This window comes from Flavobacterium hibisci (genome assembly GCF_020026925.1).
Lineage (GTDB): Bacteria > Bacteroidota > Bacteroidia > Flavobacteriales > Flavobacteriaceae > Flavobacterium > Flavobacterium hibisci.
Genome location: NZ_JAIQDW010000008.1, coordinates 68,250 through 86,858, shown reverse-complemented (window position 1 = coordinate 86,858; position 18,609 = coordinate 68,250). Strand labels below are relative to the sequence as shown.

Genomic DNA, 18,609 nt, shown 5'->3' with positions numbered 1-18,609 from the left:
TTAGTATCTGTTTCGTTAAATTTTCATTGCATTATTTATAATTTGCTTAAAATCAATTATTTATCAAACAAAAGAAAAAATAAATTAAAGCGTTTTATACAGAAAAGCCACCAAAAATAGATTTTGGCGGCTTTTATATTTAGCTGTTTTCTAAAAAATTTATTCTATTTCAGAAACTCTCATGGTATTTACCATTCCTTTGTCTTTAATAGGCATTGCAGCAAGATTAATTAAATAATCTCCTTTTACAGCATAACCTTTTTCTACAGCAATTTTATTTACATCAGTTACTGTATCATCAGTACTGCTTTCATTATCATAGAAGAATGATTTAACTCCCCATAATAAATTTAATTGCGTTAAAATCCTTCTGTTTGAAGTAAATACCAGGATATGTGCAGAGGATGGTCTCCAGGCAGAAATTTGGAAAGCAGTATAACCGCTATTTGTAAGTGTACAGATTGCTTTTGCCTGAATTGTGTTGGCCATTATAGCAGCCTGTTGACAAATTGTTTTAGTAATAAAACGTTTTGTTTTGATTTGAGGTGTATTTTGAGGTACATGAATAAGCGGAGAATCTTCAACAGCTTCACAAATCTGCGTCATTCTCTGAATTACCTGTACCGGATAATTTCCAGTAGCAGTTTCTCCAGATAACATCACAGCATCAGCTCCGTCCATTACTGAGTTCGCAACGTCATTAACTTCAGCTCTTGTTGGAGTCAGACTTGTAATCATTGTTTCCATCATTTGTGTAGCAACGATAACAGGAATTCTTGCAGTTTTTGCCCTGCGGATTAAGTCTTTTTGAACCAATGGCACTTCATGAGCAGGAAGTTCAACTCCTAAATCCCCACGAGCCACCATCAAACCATCGCAATAAGCTACAATTCTATCCATATTCTCAAGGGCTTCCGGCATTTCAATTTTAGCAATAATTGGAATTTTAACTTCCGAATGTTTTGCAATTAACTCCTGTAAGTCTTGCAAATCACGAGGTGTTTTCACAAACGAAAGTGCTATCCAGTCTACTTTTTGCTCAATAGCAAAAATGGCATCTGCAATATCTTTTTCAGTTAAAGCTGGTAATGAAATTTTAGTGTTTGGAAGATTGACTCCTTTTTTAGATTTCAATTCCCCACCCTGAATTACCTTTGCAACAACTTCAGACTTTTTATCTGTTGAAACAATTTCAAAAATCAATTTACCATCATCAAGCAAAATACGCTCACCAACATTTACATCATTTGGGAAATTTTGATATTTCATAAATGCTTTTTTTGCATTTCCGATAATATCCTCAGCAGTTGTAAAAGTGATTAAATCACCATCATTAACTACAGTCCCTTCTTCCATTACACCAACTCTAAGTTTTGGCCCTTGCAAATCCCCTAGAATTGCTGTAGTGTAACCAAATTCTTCGTTTAGTCCTCTAATAATATTTATTTTCTCTTTAACTCCTTCATAATCTGCATGCGAAAAATTGATTCTGAACACATTAACCCCTGCTTCGATCATATCTTTAATGATCTCTCTCGTACTACATGCAGGCCCAAGCGTAGCTACAATTTTGGTTTTTTTGTTTGTAAGCATTTCTTTAAAAAATTAAATTGTTTTTTGATTTTATTTTATTGATATCTACAGCATAAATAGCCGCGATACTCTCAATTGTATTTAGCTTTTGCTGTATTTCTGAAAAGTTTATAGCCTCACCGCTATTATCGATTTTCAGGAAAAAATCTACTTTTTTGAATTCAGGAAGTAAATGAATTGTTGTTGAAATCTCACTATTTTCATTAGAAAACAAATTCTGAAAATCATTTTTACTCACAGAAATGATTTCATTTTTATTCTGAATCAAGTTCCACGAAATGGCTTTCTCGGCATCATAGTAATAGAATCTTGAAAAATTTGTCTCACCTTCCTTAGTCTGAGCATGAATCTCGTTTTTGCTCTTACTTAAGTTTATCGGAAGTTTTTTATTTATAAAATAGGCTAATCTATAATCTTCTAAAGAAGTATGGATTGCCATTAAATAATAATCAATCTCGTCAAATTCGTCTAAATCCAATCTATGAACAGCCATGTCATGAAATATCAAGCTGTAAATATACTATTTCTATCGTAGCTTAAATAGTTAACTACAGTATGTTTTTATTAATTTATAAACGAAAACGTTATAGCATTAAGAATAGTACACTACTTTTTGCATTATTTCTTATCCATTTTTTCCTGAAATGCGAAATAAGCGCGCTGTGATGCTTTCTCTTCTGCCTTCTTTTTCGAAGTAGCTCGTGCCCTTGCTATAATTTTATCGTCTATACTTAATTTGACCCCAAACAAACGCTGTCCGTCAATGCCATTATCTTCAAAAATATCATAATGAAAGACTTTCTTTTCCTTCTGACACCATTCAATAACCAGACTCTTATAACTGATCACTTTTCCTTCAAGCCGGGCAATATCAACATACGGTATAATAACTCTGTTTTGAATAAATTTTTCACAAAAAGAATATCCACGATCTAAATAAATTGCACCTATAAGTGCTTCGAAAATATTTCCATGAATATTTTCACCAAAATGCTGGATAGGCACTTTACTCTCTACAAATCGTACTAAATTCAAATCTTTACCTAATTCGTTTAAGTGTTCCCTGCTCACAATTTTAGAGCGCATTTTGGTTAAATAACCCTCATCTCCGTTAGGCGCTTTATTATACAAATGCGCAGCTATGACAGAGCTCAACATAGCATCTCCCAGAAACTCAAGTCGCTCATAATTAATTGGATTTCCCGATTCATCCAATTTATTAGAAGAGCGATGCGTAAAAGCTTTCCTGTAAAATCCCAGCGAAACTGGCTGAAAACCAAGAATTTTCTGAATAGTGTCAAAAAAAATCCCGTCTTCTTGAGAACGGGATTTTGAAAATATTTTTTTGATAATATTCATATACAGAAATTAGTCAGCTAATTTTTTAAACAATACACAGGCATTATGTCCTCCAAAACCAAAAGTATTACTCATAGCAACATTTACTTCTCTTTTTTGAGGTTTATTTAAGGTCAGATTTAATGATGGATCAATGTTTTCATCCACCACAGTATGATTTATTGTTGGAGGAACAATACTGTGTTTCATTGCTAAAATAGAAGCAATAGCTTCGATAGCACCTGCAGCACCAAGTAAATGCCCTGTCATTGATTTTGTTGAATTTATATTGATATTTTTAGCATGTTCACCAAAAACATTACTAATAGCTTTTAACTCAGCTACGTCACCAAGAGGAGTTGAAGTTCCATGAGTGTTGATATGATCAACATCTTCAGGGTTCATTCCGGCATCTCTTAAAGTATTTTTCATTACTGCAATAACACCTATTCCCTCCGGATGTGGAGCTGTTAAATGGTAAGCATCAGATGACATTCCGCCGCCACCAATTTCACAATAAATTTTTGCTCCTCTGGCTTTTGCATGTTCATATTCTTCAAGAACCAAAGCTCCTGCGCCTTCACCTAAAACAAAACCATCTCTGGTTGCATCAAAAGGTCTGGAAGCTGTTTCCGGGCTTTCGTTTCTTGTTGAAAGAGCGTGCATTGAACTAAAACCTCCCATACCAGCAATTGTAACTGCGGCTTCAGAACCACCAGATACAATAACATCACACATCCCTAAACGAATATAGTTGAAAGCATCAATTAAAGCATTTGCAGAAGAAGCACAAGCCGAAACAGTAGTATAATTAGGTCCCATATAACCATTACGCATCGAAATATGTGCCGGTGCAATATCAGCGATCATTTTAGGAATAAAGAAAGGATTGAATTTTGGGGTTCCGTCACCTTTTGCATAGTACATTACTTCATCCTGGAAAGTTTCTAAACCTCCAATTCCTGCTCCCCAGATAACTCCTACTCTTTGTTTGTCGATATTTTCGTCTGTTAATCCCGCATCTTTAATAGCTTCATCACTCGCAGCAATTGCATACTGAGCAAATTTATCTAATCTACGAGATTCTTTACGGTCCATATAATCCTCAATAATGAAGTTTTTTACTTCACAGGCAAACTTGGTTTTATGTTTCTCTGTATCGTAATACGTTATTGGGGCAGCACCGCTAACTCCATTAATAAGTGCATCCCAATACTCCTGGATATTATTCCCGATAGGAGTAAGAGCACCTAATCCTGTTACAACAACTCGCTTTAATGCCATAAATATGTGTTTTGTATCTTAAACAAATAAAACCCATGATTTCTTAACTGTATTGTTACTTAAGAGCCATGGGAATTACAATATAAATATATCTTTTGGATTGAAAATCAATCGAAATTTTAATTTTTTTTAAAATAATAACACCCGAATTCTAATTAAATCAGAATCGGGTGTGATATTATTATTTTTTAGCTTCCTCGATATAAGAAATAGCTTGACCAACAGTAGCAATGTTTTCTGCTTGATCGTCTGGAATTTGAATATCAAATTCTTTTTCGAATTCCATAATAAGCTCAACAGTGTCTAATGAGTCAGCTCCTAAATCATTAGTGAAGCTTGCTTCTGTTACAACTTCGTTTTCGTCAACACCTAATTTGTCTACGATAATCGCTTTTACTCTTGATGCAATGTCTGACATAATCTTTAATTTTAGAATTTAATTTGTTGGCAAAAATAAAAAACTTTATTTTAAAACAACTATTTAGTTAATAAATGTGTTACTAATTTATAAAATTAATTTCAAGAAAGGTGTTTCAATACTATTTATTTTGATTTTTTATTCCGTTTTTTGCATTCTCAAAATAAATTTGATTATGAAAAAAATTATCGTTTTTGCCTCAGGTTCAGGAAGTAACGCAGAAAATATTATTACATACTTTAAAAAAACCGAAATCGCAAGAGTTGTTTCCATTTTTACAAATAACGCCAATGCAAAAGTCATTGGAAGGGCAGAAAAACATCAAATTCCAGTCGAAATCTTCTCAAAAAACGAACTTTTAGAACATAATATCTTACAAAAAATACAAAAAATCGATCCGGATTTGATTGTCCTGGCTGGTTTTTTACTCAAATTCCCTGAAAATATAATCGAACAATACCCTCATAAAATAATCAACATACATCCTGCGCTTTTACCCAATTACGGAGGGAAAGGTATGTACGGGATGCATATACACAGGGCGATAGTTAATAATAAGGAGAAAGAAACCGGAATATCAATTCATTATGTAAATGAGCATTATGATGAAGGGGCTATTATTTTTCAGGCAAATGTGGCTTTAACAGACGAAGACACTCCAGAAACCGTTGCAGAGAAGATTCATGAACTGGAGCAAAAACATTTTCCGGAAATTATTCAGACCATATTAGAACAATAAATTGTTTTAGATTGTTAGACTTCTTAGATTTTAAGAGTCTGAAAATCCAAATCTGAAAAATCTAAATTCTAATATCTAAGATATCTAAATGAATCACGAAGTACATATATATACAGACGGTGCCGCAAAAGGAAATCCAGGAAATGGAGGTTACGGGGTAGTGATGGAACTCGTCGGGACTCCACATAAAAAAGAATTCTACGAAGGTTTTCGCCTCACTACTAATAACAGAATGGAACTTCTGGCTGTAATTGTGGGATTAGAAAAACTCAAAAAGCCAAACATGAAAGTACTGGTAATTTCAGATTCTAAATATGTTGTGGATTCTGTTGAAAAAAAATGGGTTTTAGGATGGGAGAAAAAAGGTTTTGCCGGAAGAAAAAATGCCGACCTCTGGAAGCGTTTTTTAATTGTGTACCGCAAACATCAGGTCGATTTTAAATGGATCAAAGGCCATAATAACCATCCGCAAAATGAACGATGCGACCAACTGGCTGTTATGGCATCCATGCAGCCTAAACTTTCTGTAGATTCTTTTTATGAAACAACTGATTCTAAACTGATATAATTAAAAAACGTATCGAAAATCTAATCCCGATACGTTTTTTCATTAACTTAAAACGGCTATTGCTCTTTATCCAAATCCTTGGCTGTTCTAAACCCAACCAATAAACCAACTCCTGACATTATAAAAATAATAGAAGGATAAACGGCATCATCTTCTAAAGAAGTATAAGTTGTTATTAATAATGCAATAAATATCCCGAGACCGCCTCCTATTAATAAGAATGCTAAATTCACAATAAATATTTTCCATGCCGGAACGCCTTTCGCTTTTCCTTCTAAAAAAATACTGGCATCTACCCCTTTTTCAATAAGAGCTAATCGTTCCCTGTTTCGTGTTGAGTAAATAAGATAAATAATTCCGAAAACCATCAGAAAAAAACTGAGGGGTACTAAAATTCCTGCTAACATAATATTTTGTTTTAATTGATTGATATTCCATAGGACGATGCTTTTTAAATTCAGGTTACAACTTTATTAAAATATTTGAAAATTTAAATTCCAAATTCCAAAAAACCACTGATAATCAATTAATTTTAATAACAAAAAACCTTATCAAAATTTAAAACCTTTACAAAGTTCATCTATATATGTAATTCCGCTAATTGGAATTTTATCCGTTTGGAATTTATTTTTCATTTTATCTGTAACCTAAACAAACAGCTTGTCGTCCTATATAATATGAGTACTTTAAATGATCAGCATTATATCGACAGAATCCTGCAGGGCGAGACGAGTTCTTTTGCCGCCCTGGTCGACCGGTATAAAGACATGATTTTTACTCTGGCCTTGAAAATGATTAAAAACAGAGAAGAAGCTGAAGAAGTTGCTCAGGATACTTTTATCAAAGTTTATAATTCATTAGGCAAATTTAAAGGCGATTCTAAATTTTCGACCTGGATTTATAAAATCGCCTACAATACCTGCTTAGACCGTTTGAAGAAAAACAAAAAAGAAGATTTAAATATTTCAATTGATGAATTTTCAGCCCATTTGATTAAAACAATGGACAACGCTTTGAGTGCTTTGGAAGACAAGGAACGAAGGCAAACTATTCAAAATTGCTTAAATTTGTTACCGGAAGATGAAAATTTCCTGCTGACCTTATTTTATTTCGAAGATCAAAGCTTAGAAGAAATTGGCAAAATCATGAATATCAATGCTAATAATGTCAAGGTAAAATTATTCAGAAGCCGACAGAAATTAGCTGTAATTTTGAGACAGCAGTTAGAACCAGAAACAATACAATGTTATGAGAGAGAGCGATAAAGATATAGAACAACTTATTGATAAAATGATGGCTGAAGAAAAACTGCAGTCACCATCAATAGATTTCACTTCTAAAATAATGGCTGAAGTTCTAATTTTGGAAGAGAAAAAAAGCACAGCATATAAACCTTTAATTTCTAAACCGGTCTGGGTTTCCATTGGAATTGCTTTAGCTTTCTTGGTGGTTTATACTTCTCTTTTTTCAGTTTCCGAAAGCACTCTTAAAATTGACGAAGTTGGGAAATTATATTCTGACAAAATTTCAGCCGTATTCTCAGGAATTCATTTTTCCAAAAACATCTTGTATGCTATTCTGATCGTTCCTTTCATGATTTTGGTTCAGGTTGGGATTTTGAAGAATTATTTTGATAAGAAGTATGAATTATAATCGCCATTTTTTTCAAAATATAAGTTGCATTTTAAATCCGGAAAACCTATTATAAGCGTTCAGAAAAACAATTTTAAACAATTCATTTACAAGTGTTTTACTTAGAAATCATCGTTGTTATTTTATGAAAACTTTGAGATTACAAACCGTTGCAATATTGTAACTTATAAAGTATCTTTGCACCTTAAATTCGAAATTCATAAAATGAATAAATTATTGATTGTTGGAACAGTTGCTTTCGACGCGATTGAAACTCCTTTTGGAAAAACAGACAAAATATTAGGCGGTGCTGCAACATATATTGGTTTATCAGCATCCTTTTTCAACCTGCAATCGGCCATAGTTTCTGTAGTTGGCGACGATTTTCCTCAAGAACATTTAGATTTACTGACTTCAAAAAATATCGATATCTCCGGTATCGAAATTGTAAAAGGCGGAAAAACCTTTTTCTGGAGCGGTTTATATCATAACGATTTAAATTCTAGAGACACTTTGGTAACTGAGTTAAATGTTTTAGCTGATTTTCAGCCAAAAGTTCCTCAAAATTTCAAAGATGCTGATGTGGTGATGTTAGGAAACTTGCATCCATTAGTACAAAGCAGTGTTTTGGATCAAATGGAGAAAAAACCAAAACTAGTAGTTTTAGATACAATGAACTTCTGGATGGACTGTGCTCTTCCGGAATTACTGGACGTTATCAAACGCGTAGATGTTATCACAATCAATGACGAAGAAGCAAGACAGTTATCAGGTGAATATTCATTAGTAAAAGCCGCTGCCAAAATCCAGGATATGGGGCCAAAATATGTGGTGATCAAAAAAGGAGAACACGGCGCACTTTTATTCCACAACAGAGAAGTTTTCTTTGCACCCGCTTTACCTTTAGAAGAAGTTTTTGATCCAACAGGAGCTGGAGATACTTTCGCAGGCGGTTTTTCTGGTTTTATTGCGCAAAGCGAAAACATCTCTTTCGGAAACATGAAAAATGCAATTATTTACGGTTCAAATTTAGCTTCGTTCTGCGTAGAAAAATTTGGAACAGAGAGGATGGAAACCTTAAGCAAAGCCGAAGTAGCGATTCGATTACAGCAATTTAAGTCGTTAACTCAGTTTGACATAGAGATATAATGCCTAAGAGCCTCGATAAAACGGGGCTTTTTTTATTACGTTAATACACACAACTTACAACAACACAAATACAAAACAAAATGAGCGACGCTTTAAAACACGAATGTGGTATAGCCTTAGTCAGACTTCTTAAACCGCTTGAATATTACAAAGAGAAATACGGAACTGCTTTTTACGGAATCCAGAAGATGTATTTGATGATGGAAAAACAGCACAACCGTGGTCAGGATGGTGCCGGTTTTGCAAGCATCAAATTAGATGTAGAGCCTGGCGAACGTTACATCAGCAGGGTTCGTTCAAACCACTCACAGCCTATACAGGACGTTTTTAAACAAATCAATGATCGTATCAGTGAAGAACTAAAAGCAAATCCTGAACTAGGAGATAATATGAAAGAATTAAAAACAAGTATTCCTTATGTTGGGGAATTGTTTTTAGGACATGTTCGTTATGGAACTTTCGGAAAAAACAGCATCGAAAGTGTTCACCCTTTTTTACGTCAAAGTAACTGGATGCACCGTAATCTGATTTTGGCAGGAAACTTTAATATGACGAATGTTAAAGAACTTTTCCAAAATCTGGTTGAACTGGGTCAGCATCCAAAAGAAATGGCCGATACTGTTACTGTAATGGAAAAAATTGGTCACTTTCTGGATAAAGAAGTAATGCAATTATATCAGGACTGTAAAGCAGAAGGCTATTCAAAAAGAGAAGCTTCACCTGTAATTGCAGAGCGTTTAGATATTGCTAAAATCTTAGCCCGTTCAGCTAAAAATTTAGATGGAGGTTATGCTATGGCCGGATTATTAGGTCATGGAGATGCTTTTGTATTTAGAGATCCGGCAGGAATTCGTCCTGCTTATTTCTATCAGGATGACGAAGTAGTTGTTGTAGCTTCTGAAAGACCTGTTATTCAGACTGTATTTAATGTTCCATTCGAAAGTGTTCAGGAAATCGATCCGGGAAATGCTCTGATCATCAAGAAAAACGGAAACGTTTCAATGAAACAAATTTTAGAACCAACGATTAAAAAAGCCTGTTCGTTCGAAAGAATTTATTTTTCAAGAGGAAGCGATGCTGAAATTTATCAGGAGCGTAAAAATTTAGGTAAATTAATTTTACCTGCTGTCCTTAAAGCAATTGACAATGATACAGATAATACTGTTTTCTCTTACATACCAAATACAGCTGAAACCTCTTTTTATGGTTTAGTTGAAGCTGCTCAGGATTTCTTAAATCAGAGAAAAAACAATTATATTCTAGAAAATAGAAATACACTTACTGCAGAAACGCTTCAGGAACTTTTAGCTGTAAAAATACGTACAGAAAAAGTAGCTATTAAAGATGCCAAACTTAGAACCTTTATTACTGAAGACAGCAGCCGTGACGATTTAGTAGCTCACGTTTACGATGTTACTTACGGAGTGATTAAGCCCGAAGATAATCTGGTAATTATTGACGATAGTATTGTTCGTGGTACTACATTAAAAATGAGTATCATTAAAATGATGGATCGATTGAAACCAAAACGTATTGTGATTGTCTCTTCTGCTCCACAAATTCGTTACCCGGATTGTTATGGAATTGATATGGCAAAACTAGAAGGTCTTGTTGCTTTTAGAGCTGCTTTAGATTTACTGAAGGAAAGAAATTTATATCACATAGTTGATGAAGTATATGCTAAATGCAAAGCTCAGGAAAATTTTGCTGATACAGATATTGTAAATTATGTAACCGCAATTTATGATCAATTTACACCTGAAGAAATTTCAGACAGGATTGCAGAAATATTAAGTTCTCCTGAGATTAATGCTGAAGTGAAAATTATATTCCAAAAAGTAGATGATTTACATATTGCTTGTCCGAAAAATCTTGGAGATTGGTATTTCACCGGGGATTATCCAACACCAGGCGGAAATCGTGTTGTAAACAGAGCATTTATTAACTTTTATGAAGGAAAAAACGCAAGGGCATACTAAATAAAAAGTTAAAAAATGCATTTCATCGGATTTTTTTGCATTTCATCCTTTTTTTTTGGGGAAACTGCAATGCTGATATATCTTTGAGAGACCATAACATTAGTAGGTTAAGTTTATGGTAGATTTGGGGCAAAAAAGGTGGGAGAAATCTCACCTTTTTTATTGGAATAAACTTAAGTTAAAAAAAACACTTAATCGGATATCTATTTCCGTTCATCTGATTATTAAAAGAGATAACATACCCATATCCAGTTTTCCAATCTTCCAATTTGAATAAATTGAATTTTAAAATAGATTTTGGGTAAAAAGGCAAAAAACTTCAATAATTTAATCGGATATTATTGCCGTTAATCCGAATGTAAAATAAAGGGCACAGTAGTAGAATACTTAAAGGCGGAAATAATTCCGCTTTTTTTATTGAAATAGAATGATTGAACTATTTTTTTATTACTAAATTTCTGTATTATTGTGTAAATTTTTAAATTATCAACCTATGAAGTTCTGTAAACAAATTTTCTTTTCTGTATTTCTAAGTTTCTTTTTAGCGAATTGTTCAGGCACTAAATCTATTAAACCAAAAACAGATGATCAAATTACCAATGAAAAAACTGCAAGCATTATTGAAGATGAAAATTCTTATGATAAGAAATTCACCCCTGACGGAAGTTCAATCAAAAACGCCATCAAAGTAAATAGTGTGGCCGAAGAATATAAAATTGCGAAAAAACTTTGCCCAAATTGTACTATGAATGGCCAGGCTTTACTAAGCGAGGGCAATAAACATTATGATTTATTAAAGTTAACCAATGAAAAAGGAGAAGAAGTTAAATATTATTTTGACATAAACAGTTTCTTTGGAAAATGGTAAAAAAATAAAACCCGATTAATTCAAAATGAACTAATCGGGTTTATTTTTATTTGAAAAAAGATTACTTTTCTAAAGCAAATCTTCTTGCCACTTCTGTCCAGTTGATTACACTGAAGAAAGCTTCAATATAATCTGGTCTTCTGTTTTGGTAGTTTAAGTAGTAAGCATGCTCCCAAACATCCATTCCTAAAATTGGTGTTCCACCGCAGCCTACTTCCGGCATTAATGGATTGTCCTGATTTGGAGTTCCGCAAACTTCTAATTTTCCTCCTTTTTGAACGCATAACCAAGCCCATCCAGAACCAAATTGTGTTGCTCCTGCTTTAGCAAATTTCGCTTTAAACTCTTCGAAAGTTCCGAAAGAAGCTTCAATTGCAGCTAACAAATCACCTGTTGGCAATCCGCCGCCGTTTGGAGACATTACAGTCCAGAACAAATTGTGGTTATAGAAACCTCCGCCATTGTTACGAACTGCAGCGTTTGATTTATCTAAATTGATTAGGATGTTTTCGATAGTTTTTCCTTCTAAATCTGTTCCTTCAATAGCAGCATTTAGGTTTGTTGTGTATGCATTATGATGTTTAGTATGGTGGATTTCCATTGTACGCGCATCAATATGTGGTTCTAATGCGTCATAAGCATAAGGTAATTGTGGTAATTCAAAAGCCATGATATATGATTTTATGATTTATATTAATTTATCCAAATTTAAACATTTAACTTTGTAATAGAAAATACTATTTCGTTATAATTCAATTTAATTAATTGATAATTTGGCTTTTTAAGACATAAATACTTGTAAATCTTTATTTTCCGTTAAAAGTCGTCATTGTATTTTCTAAACCTGCGGTACCAAAAGATTTTATAATTTCAGATGCAACTTCTAATCTTTCTGGTAGTTTTGCTTTTTCTTCTTCATTCCATTCTCCTAAAACATAATCAACCTGTTGTCCTTTTTTGAACTGATCACTAATACCAAACCTAAAACGGGTATATTGCTGTGTATTCAAAACCAGATTTATGTTTTTAAGTCCGTTGTGGCCTCCATCACTTCCTTTTGGCTTGATTCGGATGGTTCCGAAAGATAAGTTTAAATCATCTGTAATGATCAGAATATTTTCCAATGGAATATTTTCTTTATCCATCCAGTATTTTACGGCCTTACCGCTAAGGTTCATGTACGTATTTGGCTTAAGCAGCAACAATGTTCTTCCTTTAAACTTATACTCAGCTAAAGCTCCTAATTTTACGGTTTCGAAAGAAAGGCTTTCTTTTCGGGCTAAAAAATCCAAAACCTTGAATCCGATGTTATGTCTTGTATTTACATATTCGGCTCCGATATTTCCTAATCCTACGATTAAATATTTTTTACTCACGCTTTTTATATTATTTTTTTGGTGTTCGTGGACCTCTGTTTTGATGTTATCTTCTTTGTTCTCTTCTTTTGATGTTGATGAAAACAGGCTATTTATCCATTTTATCATATTTGCAAAAGTAAGGTTAATTGGGGAATTAGGAAATGTGTCAATTAGATAATTTGAAAATTAGATAATTGATTTCTGTACGACTTATTTAACCAAAGTTTGCTATAAAAGGGTTCGCGCAGATTTTGCAGATGAAGCAGATTTTTTTAATACTAAAAATTCTATAAGGCCTTTAAAGAAAGAAAAAGATTTTCTTGAAATTTCAGCAACTTGGTATTTTAAAATCTTATGAAAACTAAATCTCTTTCTAGCCCTGACAGCAGCGGTATCCTTTTTCCGGCTTCTTTAGCCGGGAAAAGATTTAGCAGATGGCAGGAACGTCACGTCTTGAAAAACCCTGAAATTTCTGCTCCTAAAAAATAATTAGATAATTCGAGAATGTGGGAATTAGATAATTATTTTTTTTGCGCGACGTTTCGACTTTGCTCCTCCTGACATATGAAAACTTAGAACCTTAGCAACTCAGAACCTTTAAAACAAAAAAAAGCACCAACCTTTCGATTGATGCTTTTTGTATAATTGAAAAAAAATTATTTTTTCTTTCCTTTTGCAGGTGCTTTTGCAGCTTTTGCAGCTTCCTGAGCAGCTTTCATAGCAGCACGAGAAATTCTTACCTGAGCCACAACTGTGTTGTCAGGGTGCATAATTTTGTAATCTGGCTTTCCAACTTTAGTAACATATAATTTGTTACCCATTTCAAGTGGTGTGATGTCAGCTTCAACAAAATCAGGAAGATTTGCTGGTAAAGCTTTAACTTTTAATTTACGTTGGTTTAAACGTAAAACACCGCCCGCAAGAACACCTTTAGATGTACCAACGATTTTCACAGGAACTTCCATTGTGATTTCTTTGTCGTCAAATAACTGGAAGAAGTCGATGTGTAAAATTTTGTCAGTTACAGGGTGAACCTGGATGTCCTGCAAAATTGCATTGAATGATTTTCCTTTTCCAAGCTCAATCACAACTGTGTGTGCGTTTGGAGTGTAAACCAAGTTTTTGAAAGCCGCAGCTTCTGCTGAGAAGTGTACTGCCTGATTTCCTCCGTATAACACGCAAGGAACCGCTCCAGCATTACGTAAGGCTTTAGTTGACAATTTGCCCACGCTTTCTCTTTCTGATCCTTTAATTGTAATTGATTTCATTGTAAAAAAATATAGTTATTAAAAAATATTCAAATTTTATTGTAGTGAAATTGCTTCTTTTCTGCAATGCCTACATTATAAATTTTCCACTTATGGAATTGTTGTGGTGTACCATGTGCATAACTTCTGCAAAAAGAGGTGCACAACTCACTACCCTGATTTTTTTTGACTCTTTTTTTAACGGAATCGAATCTGTAACGATTAATTCTGTTAGTTTCGAGTTTTCAATTTTCTCGTATGCCCCTCCTGATAATATTGGGTGCGTACAGATTGCCCTTACGCTTAGTGCTCCTTTTTCGATCATTAGGTCTGCAGCTTTCGCTAAAGTACCTCCTGTATCGATCATGTCGTCTACCAGGATTACGTTACGACCTTTTACTTCACCAATAAGCTCCATAGTGTCGATAACGTTGGCTGCTTTTCTTTGTTTATAACAGATAACTACATCTGATTGTAAAAACTTAGAATATGCATAGGCTCTTTTTGAACCTCCCATGTCCGGTGATGCAATCGTCAAATTCTCAAGACCTAAACTTTCTACATATGGTAAAAAGATGGTAGAAGCAAATAAATGATCCACCGGCTTTTCGAAAAACCCCTGAATTTGATCTGCGTGCAAATCCATTGTCATTACTCTTGTTGCTCCTGCAGCACTTAATAAATTGGCTACTAATTTTGCTCCTATCGGAACTCTTGGCTTGTCTTTTCTATCCTGTCTTGCCCAGCCAAAATAAGGCATTACAGCTGTAATATGTCTTGCTGATGCACGTTTTGCAGCATCAATCATCAATAACAATTCCATCAAATTATCGGCTGTTGGAAAAGTTGAACACACGATAAAAACGCGTAAACCTCTTATTGATTCTTCGTAAGACGGCTGAAATTCTCCATCGCTATACGTTGACATGGTTACTTTTCCTAACGGAATTCCGTACTCTTTTGCAATTTTTTCTGCAAGATAAACACTTTGTGAACAAGCAAAAATTTTAGCTTCTGGTTCTAGGTGCGACATTATAATTTGTTGTTTTATTCCTTGGTTTCTTCGGAGTTCCGGCTAAATTTATTTTTTAGCCAAATTCCTGTATCTGCCTCGGATGTAGTTAGTTGTGTGTGCTTCGTTTTAACGAGGTGCAAATTTAGAAAATTTATTGGAGACTGAAAGGAAATTTTCGAGTATTTTTAGTAGAACTTTTAATTTAATTTTTTACATTTGCACCGTGTTAAAAGAATAAGCACATTATAGCTTATTCTATTGCGTTAAAATAATCAAATTTTGATTGTTTTTTCGTCTGCTAAGCCCGGATGGCGGAATTGGTAGACGCGCTGGTCTCAAACACCTGTGGGAAACCGTGCCGGTTCGACTCCGGCTCCGGGTACATTAACGGAAAAGCTGTCATTTTTGACAGCTTTTTCTTTTTTAAGCCCTTCTTAACTCCTACTACCACTAATCAAAAACCTCAATTACCTTCATCGAACTTAATGGTTCGACAATTTTTATTTTAAAAAGAACACACTCAGCACACTAAATCAAACACTTAAACGATTTTAATAACAGTTAAGCGTCAAAACAAATACAAACACAACATAATAAATACCTTTACTATATAATTTCAATACAGCTCTCAACTTTATTTTAATTATCATGAAAACCTATACAATACACTTTATAGTATTTGCAGGTGTTTTTTCATTGAATTGTTTTGGTCAGGTAAGTCAGGTAATCACCAATCCAGACGTTCGGAAAGCACCATTAAAGTTTGACGACAAGTCCAGAGAAGACCTTGTTATAGAATCTTACTGTGTAGAAGAAGTAATTAACCTCGCTAACGGAAAAAAGAGAATCACAACATACGAAGTCTCAAAACTCAACATGGTTAACACCTACGACCTGGGACCTAACAACACCAGAACGGTAACCGCAATATACAAAAAGACATACGTTAAAGAAACCAAACCTATAGCCCCCACAAAAACCGTAATAATTAAAACCGACAAAACCATTCAACCCATTACGATCAGGACCACAGTTCCCGCGCAAAGCAAAAAATCCATAAACGTAGATATCTTAAGTACTTATGCAAATGTTCTGGACAAAGGGTATAAATCTGCAGACATGCTTAAAAAGGTTGCCGATAAATTTTATTTTGAAAATGATTTTGAAGCGGCTGCTAAATATTACCTGGAATTATTTAACCTTGAAGAAAACTCAGAACCTGTATTTTATTTACGATGTGCCAAATCCCTAAAAGCAATCAACCAGCCAGAAAAATCAGAAGAAATGCTTAAATTATTTGAAAATAAAAACACAGCTCTTGCAATGACCAAAAAATAGAATAGGTCCGAAACAAAAAAAAGACCATCATTTCTGATAGTCTTTTTTGCTCCCCTCTTGGGCTCGAACCAACCCCGAAAGCTTTCGGGGCTCTGATTAACAGTCTTTATATTTTTCAAGTAATTTATTTATGATTTCAGGATATCGTAATAGGTTTTCAATGTAGATTTTGCTTTTCATATTTTTGATATGCTTTTCAATCGCCAAAGCTTGCGACTTTGATTCGCATTCTATTTTCAGAAAAACAATCCAGTCATCTGCTTTATAAGTGAATTTTCGTTCCTGCTCTGAATTCAAGTGAAAATCTAATCTTGTATCAAAATCCGCTGTAAAGCCAGTATAAAATCGATTCAATTTAGCAGAATGAAGAATATAAACGTAATTCATATTTTTAATTTAAAAAAAAAAAGACTATCATTTTCATGATAGTCTTTTAATAAGCTCCCCCTCTTGGGCTCGAACCAAGGACCCTCTGATTAACAGTCAGATGCTCTAACCAACTGAGCTAAGGAGGAATCACCTTAAAGGTAAATATGTTTGCTAAAAAAAGTTGCTCCCCCTCTTGGGCTCGAACCAAGGACCCTCTGATTAACAGTCAGATGCTCTAACCAACTGAGCTAAGGAGGAAGTTGTTGCTCTTTTTAGCGAGTGCAAATATAATTGAATTTTTAGTTTCTCAAAAATATTTTAACTCTTTTTAAAAAATATTTTTTTTACTTGACAATTGCCTTGTAAATATCGTTTCCGTTTGCAAACAAAAGCAGTGTGATAAGTAGAACGAAACCAACCATTTGGGCATTCTCAAGGAATTTATCGCTCGGTTTTTTACCACTAATAATTTCGTACAATAAAAACATCACATGACCTCCGTCAAGTGCCGGAATTGGCAATAAATTCATTACGCCAAGCATAATTGACAATAAAGCAGTGATTGACCAGAAAGCTTCCCAGCTCCAAAATTCAGGAAAAATATTAAAAATTGCAGCAAAACCACCTACTTCTTTATAAGCTTCTGTTTTAGGATTGAATATCGTTTTAAGCTGACCTGCATATTCAACCAATCCGTTTGCTCCTGTTCTAATTCCAATTGGAATAGACTCTGCAAAAGTATATTGCTCACGATTAATTTTATAAAGATTCAATTTTTCAAGATTAGAATAAGGTAATCTATGAGGATACTCTATTCCTGCCTGAGATTTATTATTGAACTTTATGGTTGTCTGAATGATTTTATTATCCCTTTTTATTGTTACAGGAACAGTTTTTCCACTAAAATTTTTAAACTGTGAAGCTACTTCATCTGCATATTTTAGAGGAATCCCATTTACGTGAGTTATGATATCAGCTTTTTGTAAAGTTTTAGTGTTAGGAGAACCTTTCTGGAATCCACTAACCACAAACGGAATTCTCATTTCTACTAAAGAATGTTTTACTCCAGAGTTACTAATCTTATTAATGATGTTAATAGGAAACTTAATAGTTTTTGTTTCATTGTTTCTCTCTACCGTGACTTCTTTCCCCATGTATAAGTTCTTAGCGATATCATTGTAACGATCCATTTTCTTTCCGTTAACAGCAATAATTTTATCTCCCGTTTGTATTCCTGCCTTTTCAATTGCAGGATTGGTTACCCAAATACCATCTTTCAAATCTGCATTAGCCACATACGTATCACCATAAACAAACGCCATACCTATATATATAATAAAAGCAAGAATAAAGTTTACTGTAACCCCTCCTAACATAATAATCAAACGCTGCCATGCCGGTTTAGAACGAAATTCCCAAGGTTGTGGAGGCAGAGCCATTTGCTCTTTGTCCATACTTTCGTCTATCATTCCGGAGATTTTTACATAACCTCCAAGTGGCAGCCATCCGATACCGTAAACCGTTTCGCCAATTTGTTTTTTAAACAAAGAAAATTTCACATCAAAAAATAAGTAAAATTTTTCGACTCTCGTTTTAAATAATTTAGCAGGAATAAAATGCCCTAATTCGTGCAGAATAATAAGTAATGATAAACTCAATAGAAATTGAGAGAGTTTGATAACTATATCCATTTTGTATTTTTAGTTCGTAATTT

21 protein-coding genes and 3 tRNA genes are annotated in these 18,609 nt (G+C 34.0%); 10 read left to right on the top strand and 14 right to left on the bottom strand.

All coding sequences use genetic code 11. The features are described from left to right. Positions 1 to 159: 159 nt before the first annotated feature. From pyk to K8B81_RS10095, 5 genes are all read right to left on the bottom strand, one after another. Entirely contained in the window at positions 160 to 1,593 is a 1,434-nt protein-coding gene (gene pyk / locus K8B81_RS10115; RefSeq protein ID WP_223681307.1) for a pyruvate kinase, read from the bottom strand. 4 nt (positions 1,594 to 1,597) lie between these two features. Next, a complete protein-coding gene (locus tag K8B81_RS10110) occupies positions 1,598 to 2,086 on the bottom strand; it encodes an IPExxxVDY family protein (RefSeq protein ID WP_223681306.1) in 489 nt (162 codons plus the stop codon). A 125-nt stretch (positions 2,087 to 2,211) separates the two neighbouring features. Then, the gene (gene rnc / locus K8B81_RS10105; protein WP_025571042.1) at positions 2,212 to 2,952 is read right to left on the bottom strand and encodes a ribonuclease III; all 741 of its coding nucleotides are present in this window, start codon (positions 2,950 to 2,952) and stop codon (positions 2,212 to 2,214) included. A 9-nt stretch (positions 2,953 to 2,961) separates the two neighbouring features. Further along, positions 2,962 to 4,215, bottom strand: a complete 1,254-nt coding sequence (gene fabF, locus K8B81_RS10100) for a beta-ketoacyl-ACP synthase II (RefSeq protein ID WP_223681305.1) — start codon at positions 4,213 to 4,215, stop codon at positions 2,962 to 2,964. 181 nt (positions 4,216 to 4,396) lie between these two features. After that, complete coding sequence (locus tag K8B81_RS10095) at positions 4,397 to 4,633, bottom strand: acyl carrier protein (protein ID WP_007137004.1); 237 nt, start codon at positions 4,631 to 4,633, stop codon at positions 4,397 to 4,399. Positions 4,634 to 4,808: 175 nt separating this feature from the next. Between K8B81_RS10095 and purN the strand changes: the two genes are divergently transcribed. Next, positions 4,809 to 5,372: a phosphoribosylglycinamide formyltransferase gene (gene purN / locus K8B81_RS10090; RefSeq protein WP_223681304.1), complete on the top strand. Its 564-nt coding sequence runs from the start codon at positions 4,809 to 4,811 to the stop codon at positions 5,370 to 5,372. Between the two features lie 88 nt (positions 5,373 to 5,460). After that, entirely contained in the window at positions 5,461 to 5,940 is a 480-nt protein-coding gene (gene rnhA, locus K8B81_RS10085) for a ribonuclease HI (protein WP_223681303.1), read from the top strand. A 56-nt stretch (positions 5,941 to 5,996) separates the two neighbouring features. On the opposite strand, the gene K8B81_RS10080 is transcribed toward rnhA, so the two are convergent. Next, positions 5,997 to 6,347 carry a DUF6249 domain-containing protein gene (locus tag K8B81_RS10080; protein WP_025571031.1) on the bottom strand — a complete coding sequence of 117 codons (351 nt, stop codon included), beginning with the start codon at positions 6,345 to 6,347 and terminating at the stop codon, positions 5,997 to 5,999. Positions 6,348 to 6,617: 270 nt separating this feature from the next. Between K8B81_RS10080 and K8B81_RS10075 the strand changes: the two genes are divergently transcribed. The 5 genes from K8B81_RS10075 (at position 6,618) to K8B81_RS10055 (ending at position 11,568) form a co-directional block, all read left to right on the top strand. Beyond that, positions 6,618 to 7,205 carry an RNA polymerase sigma factor gene (locus K8B81_RS10075; protein WP_223681302.1) on the top strand — a complete coding sequence of 196 codons (588 nt, stop codon included), beginning with the start codon at positions 6,618 to 6,620 and terminating at the stop codon, positions 7,203 to 7,205. Next, positions 7,189 to 7,593, top strand: a complete 405-nt coding sequence (locus tag K8B81_RS10070; RefSeq protein ID WP_223681301.1) for a hypothetical protein — start codon at positions 7,189 to 7,191, stop codon at positions 7,591 to 7,593. Before K8B81_RS10075 ends, K8B81_RS10070 begins: the two co-directional genes overlap by 17 nt. Before the next feature lie 204 nt (positions 7,594 to 7,797). Continuing rightward, on the top strand, positions 7,798 to 8,721 hold the full coding sequence (locus tag K8B81_RS10065; RefSeq protein WP_223681300.1) for a PfkB family carbohydrate kinase: 924 nt from the start codon (positions 7,798 to 7,800) through the stop codon (positions 8,719 to 8,721). An 80-nt stretch (positions 8,722 to 8,801) separates the two neighbouring features. Further along, complete coding sequence (locus K8B81_RS10060; protein ID WP_223681299.1) at positions 8,802 to 10,700, top strand: amidophosphoribosyltransferase; 1,899 nt, start codon at positions 8,802 to 8,804, stop codon at positions 10,698 to 10,700. A gap of 493 nt (positions 10,701 to 11,193) precedes the next feature. Continuing rightward, positions 11,194 to 11,568: a hypothetical protein gene (locus tag K8B81_RS10055; RefSeq protein WP_223681298.1), complete on the top strand. Its 375-nt coding sequence runs from the start codon at positions 11,194 to 11,196 to the stop codon at positions 11,566 to 11,568. Between the two features lie 61 nt (positions 11,569 to 11,629). On the opposite strand, the gene K8B81_RS10050 is transcribed toward K8B81_RS10055, so the two are convergent. Together K8B81_RS10050 and pth are read right to left on the bottom strand one after the other, a co-directional pair. Beyond that, positions 11,630 to 12,238 (bottom strand): superoxide dismutase, encoded by a 609-nt coding sequence (locus K8B81_RS10050; RefSeq protein WP_223681297.1) that lies wholly within the window; start codon positions 12,236 to 12,238, stop codon positions 11,630 to 11,632. A 136-nt stretch (positions 12,239 to 12,374) separates the two neighbouring features. Beyond that, positions 12,375 to 13,052, bottom strand: coding sequence for an aminoacyl-tRNA hydrolase (gene pth / locus K8B81_RS10045; RefSeq protein WP_223681296.1), 678 nt, complete (start codon positions 13,050 to 13,052; stop codon positions 12,375 to 12,377). Positions 13,053 to 13,280: 228 nt separating this feature from the next. Here pth and K8B81_RS20950 point away from each other — a divergent pair, with 228 nt between their 5' ends. Beyond that, complete coding sequence (locus tag K8B81_RS20950) at positions 13,281 to 13,415, top strand: hypothetical protein (RefSeq protein ID WP_262902705.1); 135 nt, start codon at positions 13,281 to 13,283, stop codon at positions 13,413 to 13,415. Positions 13,416 to 13,582: 167 nt separating this feature from the next. On the opposite strand, the gene K8B81_RS10040 is transcribed toward K8B81_RS20950, so the two are convergent. Both K8B81_RS10040 and K8B81_RS10035 read right to left on the bottom strand, forming a co-directional pair. After that, entirely contained in the window at positions 13,583 to 14,194 is a 612-nt protein-coding gene (locus K8B81_RS10040; RefSeq protein ID WP_223681295.1) for a 50S ribosomal protein L25/general stress protein Ctc, read from the bottom strand. 70 nt (positions 14,195 to 14,264) lie between these two features. Further along, entirely contained in the window at positions 14,265 to 15,206 is a 942-nt protein-coding gene (locus tag K8B81_RS10035; RefSeq protein ID WP_025571014.1) for a ribose-phosphate pyrophosphokinase, read from the bottom strand. A 284-nt stretch (positions 15,207 to 15,490) separates the two neighbouring features. On the opposite strand from K8B81_RS10035, the gene K8B81_RS10030 reads away from it, so the two are divergent. Together K8B81_RS10030 and K8B81_RS10025 are read left to right on the top strand one after the other, a co-directional pair. Next, a tRNA-Leu gene (locus tag K8B81_RS10030) sits at positions 15,491 to 15,570 on the top strand. 266 nt (positions 15,571 to 15,836) lie between these two features. After that, on the top strand, positions 15,837 to 16,526 hold the full coding sequence (locus K8B81_RS10025) for a tetratricopeptide repeat protein (RefSeq protein ID WP_025571011.1): 690 nt from the start codon (positions 15,837 to 15,839) through the stop codon (positions 16,524 to 16,526). Positions 16,527 to 16,622: 96 nt separating this feature from the next. On the opposite strand, the gene K8B81_RS10020 is transcribed toward K8B81_RS10025, so the two are convergent. The 4 genes from K8B81_RS10020 to rseP form a co-directional block, all read right to left on the bottom strand. Next, a complete protein-coding gene (locus tag K8B81_RS10020; protein ID WP_223681294.1) occupies positions 16,623 to 16,913 on the bottom strand; it encodes a GIY-YIG nuclease family protein in 291 nt (96 codons plus the stop codon). 54 nt (positions 16,914 to 16,967) lie between these two features. Next, positions 16,968 to 17,041 (bottom strand) — tRNA-Asn (locus K8B81_RS10015). A 38-nt stretch (positions 17,042 to 17,079) separates the two neighbouring features. Further along, positions 17,080 to 17,153, bottom strand: a tRNA-Asn gene (locus K8B81_RS10010). An 86-nt stretch (positions 17,154 to 17,239) separates the two neighbouring features. After that, entirely contained in the window at positions 17,240 to 18,586 is a 1,347-nt protein-coding gene (gene rseP / locus K8B81_RS10005) for an RIP metalloprotease RseP (protein ID WP_223681293.1), read from the bottom strand. Positions 18,587 to 18,609 lie beyond the last annotated feature (23 nt).

Bases quoted from the DNA above. Each gene is read 5' to 3' on its own strand.
- K8B81_RS10060 (WP_223681299.1), top strand. From the start codon at position 8,802: ATGAGCGACGCTTTAAAACACGAATGTGGTATAGCCTTAGTCAGACTT.
- K8B81_RS10025 (WP_025571011.1), top strand. From the start codon at position 15,837: ATGAAAACCTATACAATACACTTTATAGTATTTGCAGGTGTTTTTTCA.
- rseP (WP_223681293.1), bottom strand. From the start codon at position 18,586: ATGGATATAGTTATCAAACTCTCTCAATTTCTATTGAGTTTATCATTA.
- fabF (WP_223681305.1), bottom strand. From the start codon at position 4,215: ATGGCATTAAAGCGAGTTGTTGTAACAGGATTAGGTGCTCTTACTCCT.
- K8B81_RS10110 (WP_223681306.1), bottom strand. From the start codon at position 2,086: ATGGCTGTTCATAGATTGGATTTAGACGAATTTGACGAGATTGATTAT.
- K8B81_RS10065 (WP_223681300.1), top strand. From the start codon at position 7,798: ATGAATAAATTATTGATTGTTGGAACAGTTGCTTTCGACGCGATTGAA.
- K8B81_RS20950 (WP_262902705.1), top strand. From the start codon at position 13,281: ATGAAAACTAAATCTCTTTCTAGCCCTGACAGCAGCGGTATCCTTTTT.
- pth (WP_223681296.1), bottom strand. From the start codon at position 13,052: ATGATAAAATGGATAAATAGCCTGTTTTCATCAACATCAAAAGAAGAG.
- K8B81_RS10095 (WP_007137004.1), bottom strand. From the start codon at position 4,633: ATGTCAGACATTGCATCAAGAGTAAAAGCGATTATCGTAGACAAATTA.
- rnhA (WP_223681303.1), top strand. From the start codon at position 5,461: ATGAATCACGAAGTACATATATATACAGACGGTGCCGCAAAAGGAAAT.
- K8B81_RS10070 (WP_223681301.1), top strand. From the start codon at position 7,189: ATGAGAGAGAGCGATAAAGATATAGAACAACTTATTGATAAAATGATG.
- rnc (WP_025571042.1), bottom strand. From the start codon at position 2,952: ATGAATATTATCAAAAAAATATTTTCAAAATCCCGTTCTCAAGAAGAC.
- K8B81_RS10040 (WP_223681295.1), bottom strand. From the start codon at position 14,194: ATGAAATCAATTACAATTAAAGGATCAGAAAGAGAAAGCGTGGGCAAA.
- K8B81_RS10050 (WP_223681297.1), bottom strand. From the start codon at position 12,238: ATGGCTTTTGAATTACCACAATTACCTTATGCTTATGACGCATTAGAA.
- pyk (WP_223681307.1), bottom strand. From the start codon at position 1,593: ATGCTTACAAACAAAAAAACCAAAATTGTAGCTACGCTTGGGCCTGCA.
- K8B81_RS10055 (WP_223681298.1), top strand. From the start codon at position 11,194: ATGAAGTTCTGTAAACAAATTTTCTTTTCTGTATTTCTAAGTTTCTTT.
- K8B81_RS10080 (WP_025571031.1), bottom strand. From the start codon at position 6,347: ATGTTAGCAGGAATTTTAGTACCCCTCAGTTTTTTTCTGATGGTTTTC.
- K8B81_RS10020 (WP_223681294.1), bottom strand. From the start codon at position 16,913: ATGAATTACGTTTATATTCTTCATTCTGCTAAATTGAATCGATTTTAT.
- purN (WP_223681304.1), top strand. From the start codon at position 4,809: ATGAAAAAAATTATCGTTTTTGCCTCAGGTTCAGGAAGTAACGCAGAA.
- K8B81_RS10035 (WP_025571014.1), bottom strand. From the start codon at position 15,206: ATGTCGCACCTAGAACCAGAAGCTAAAATTTTTGCTTGTTCACAAAGT.
- K8B81_RS10075 (WP_223681302.1), top strand. From the start codon at position 6,618: ATGAGTACTTTAAATGATCAGCATTATATCGACAGAATCCTGCAGGGC.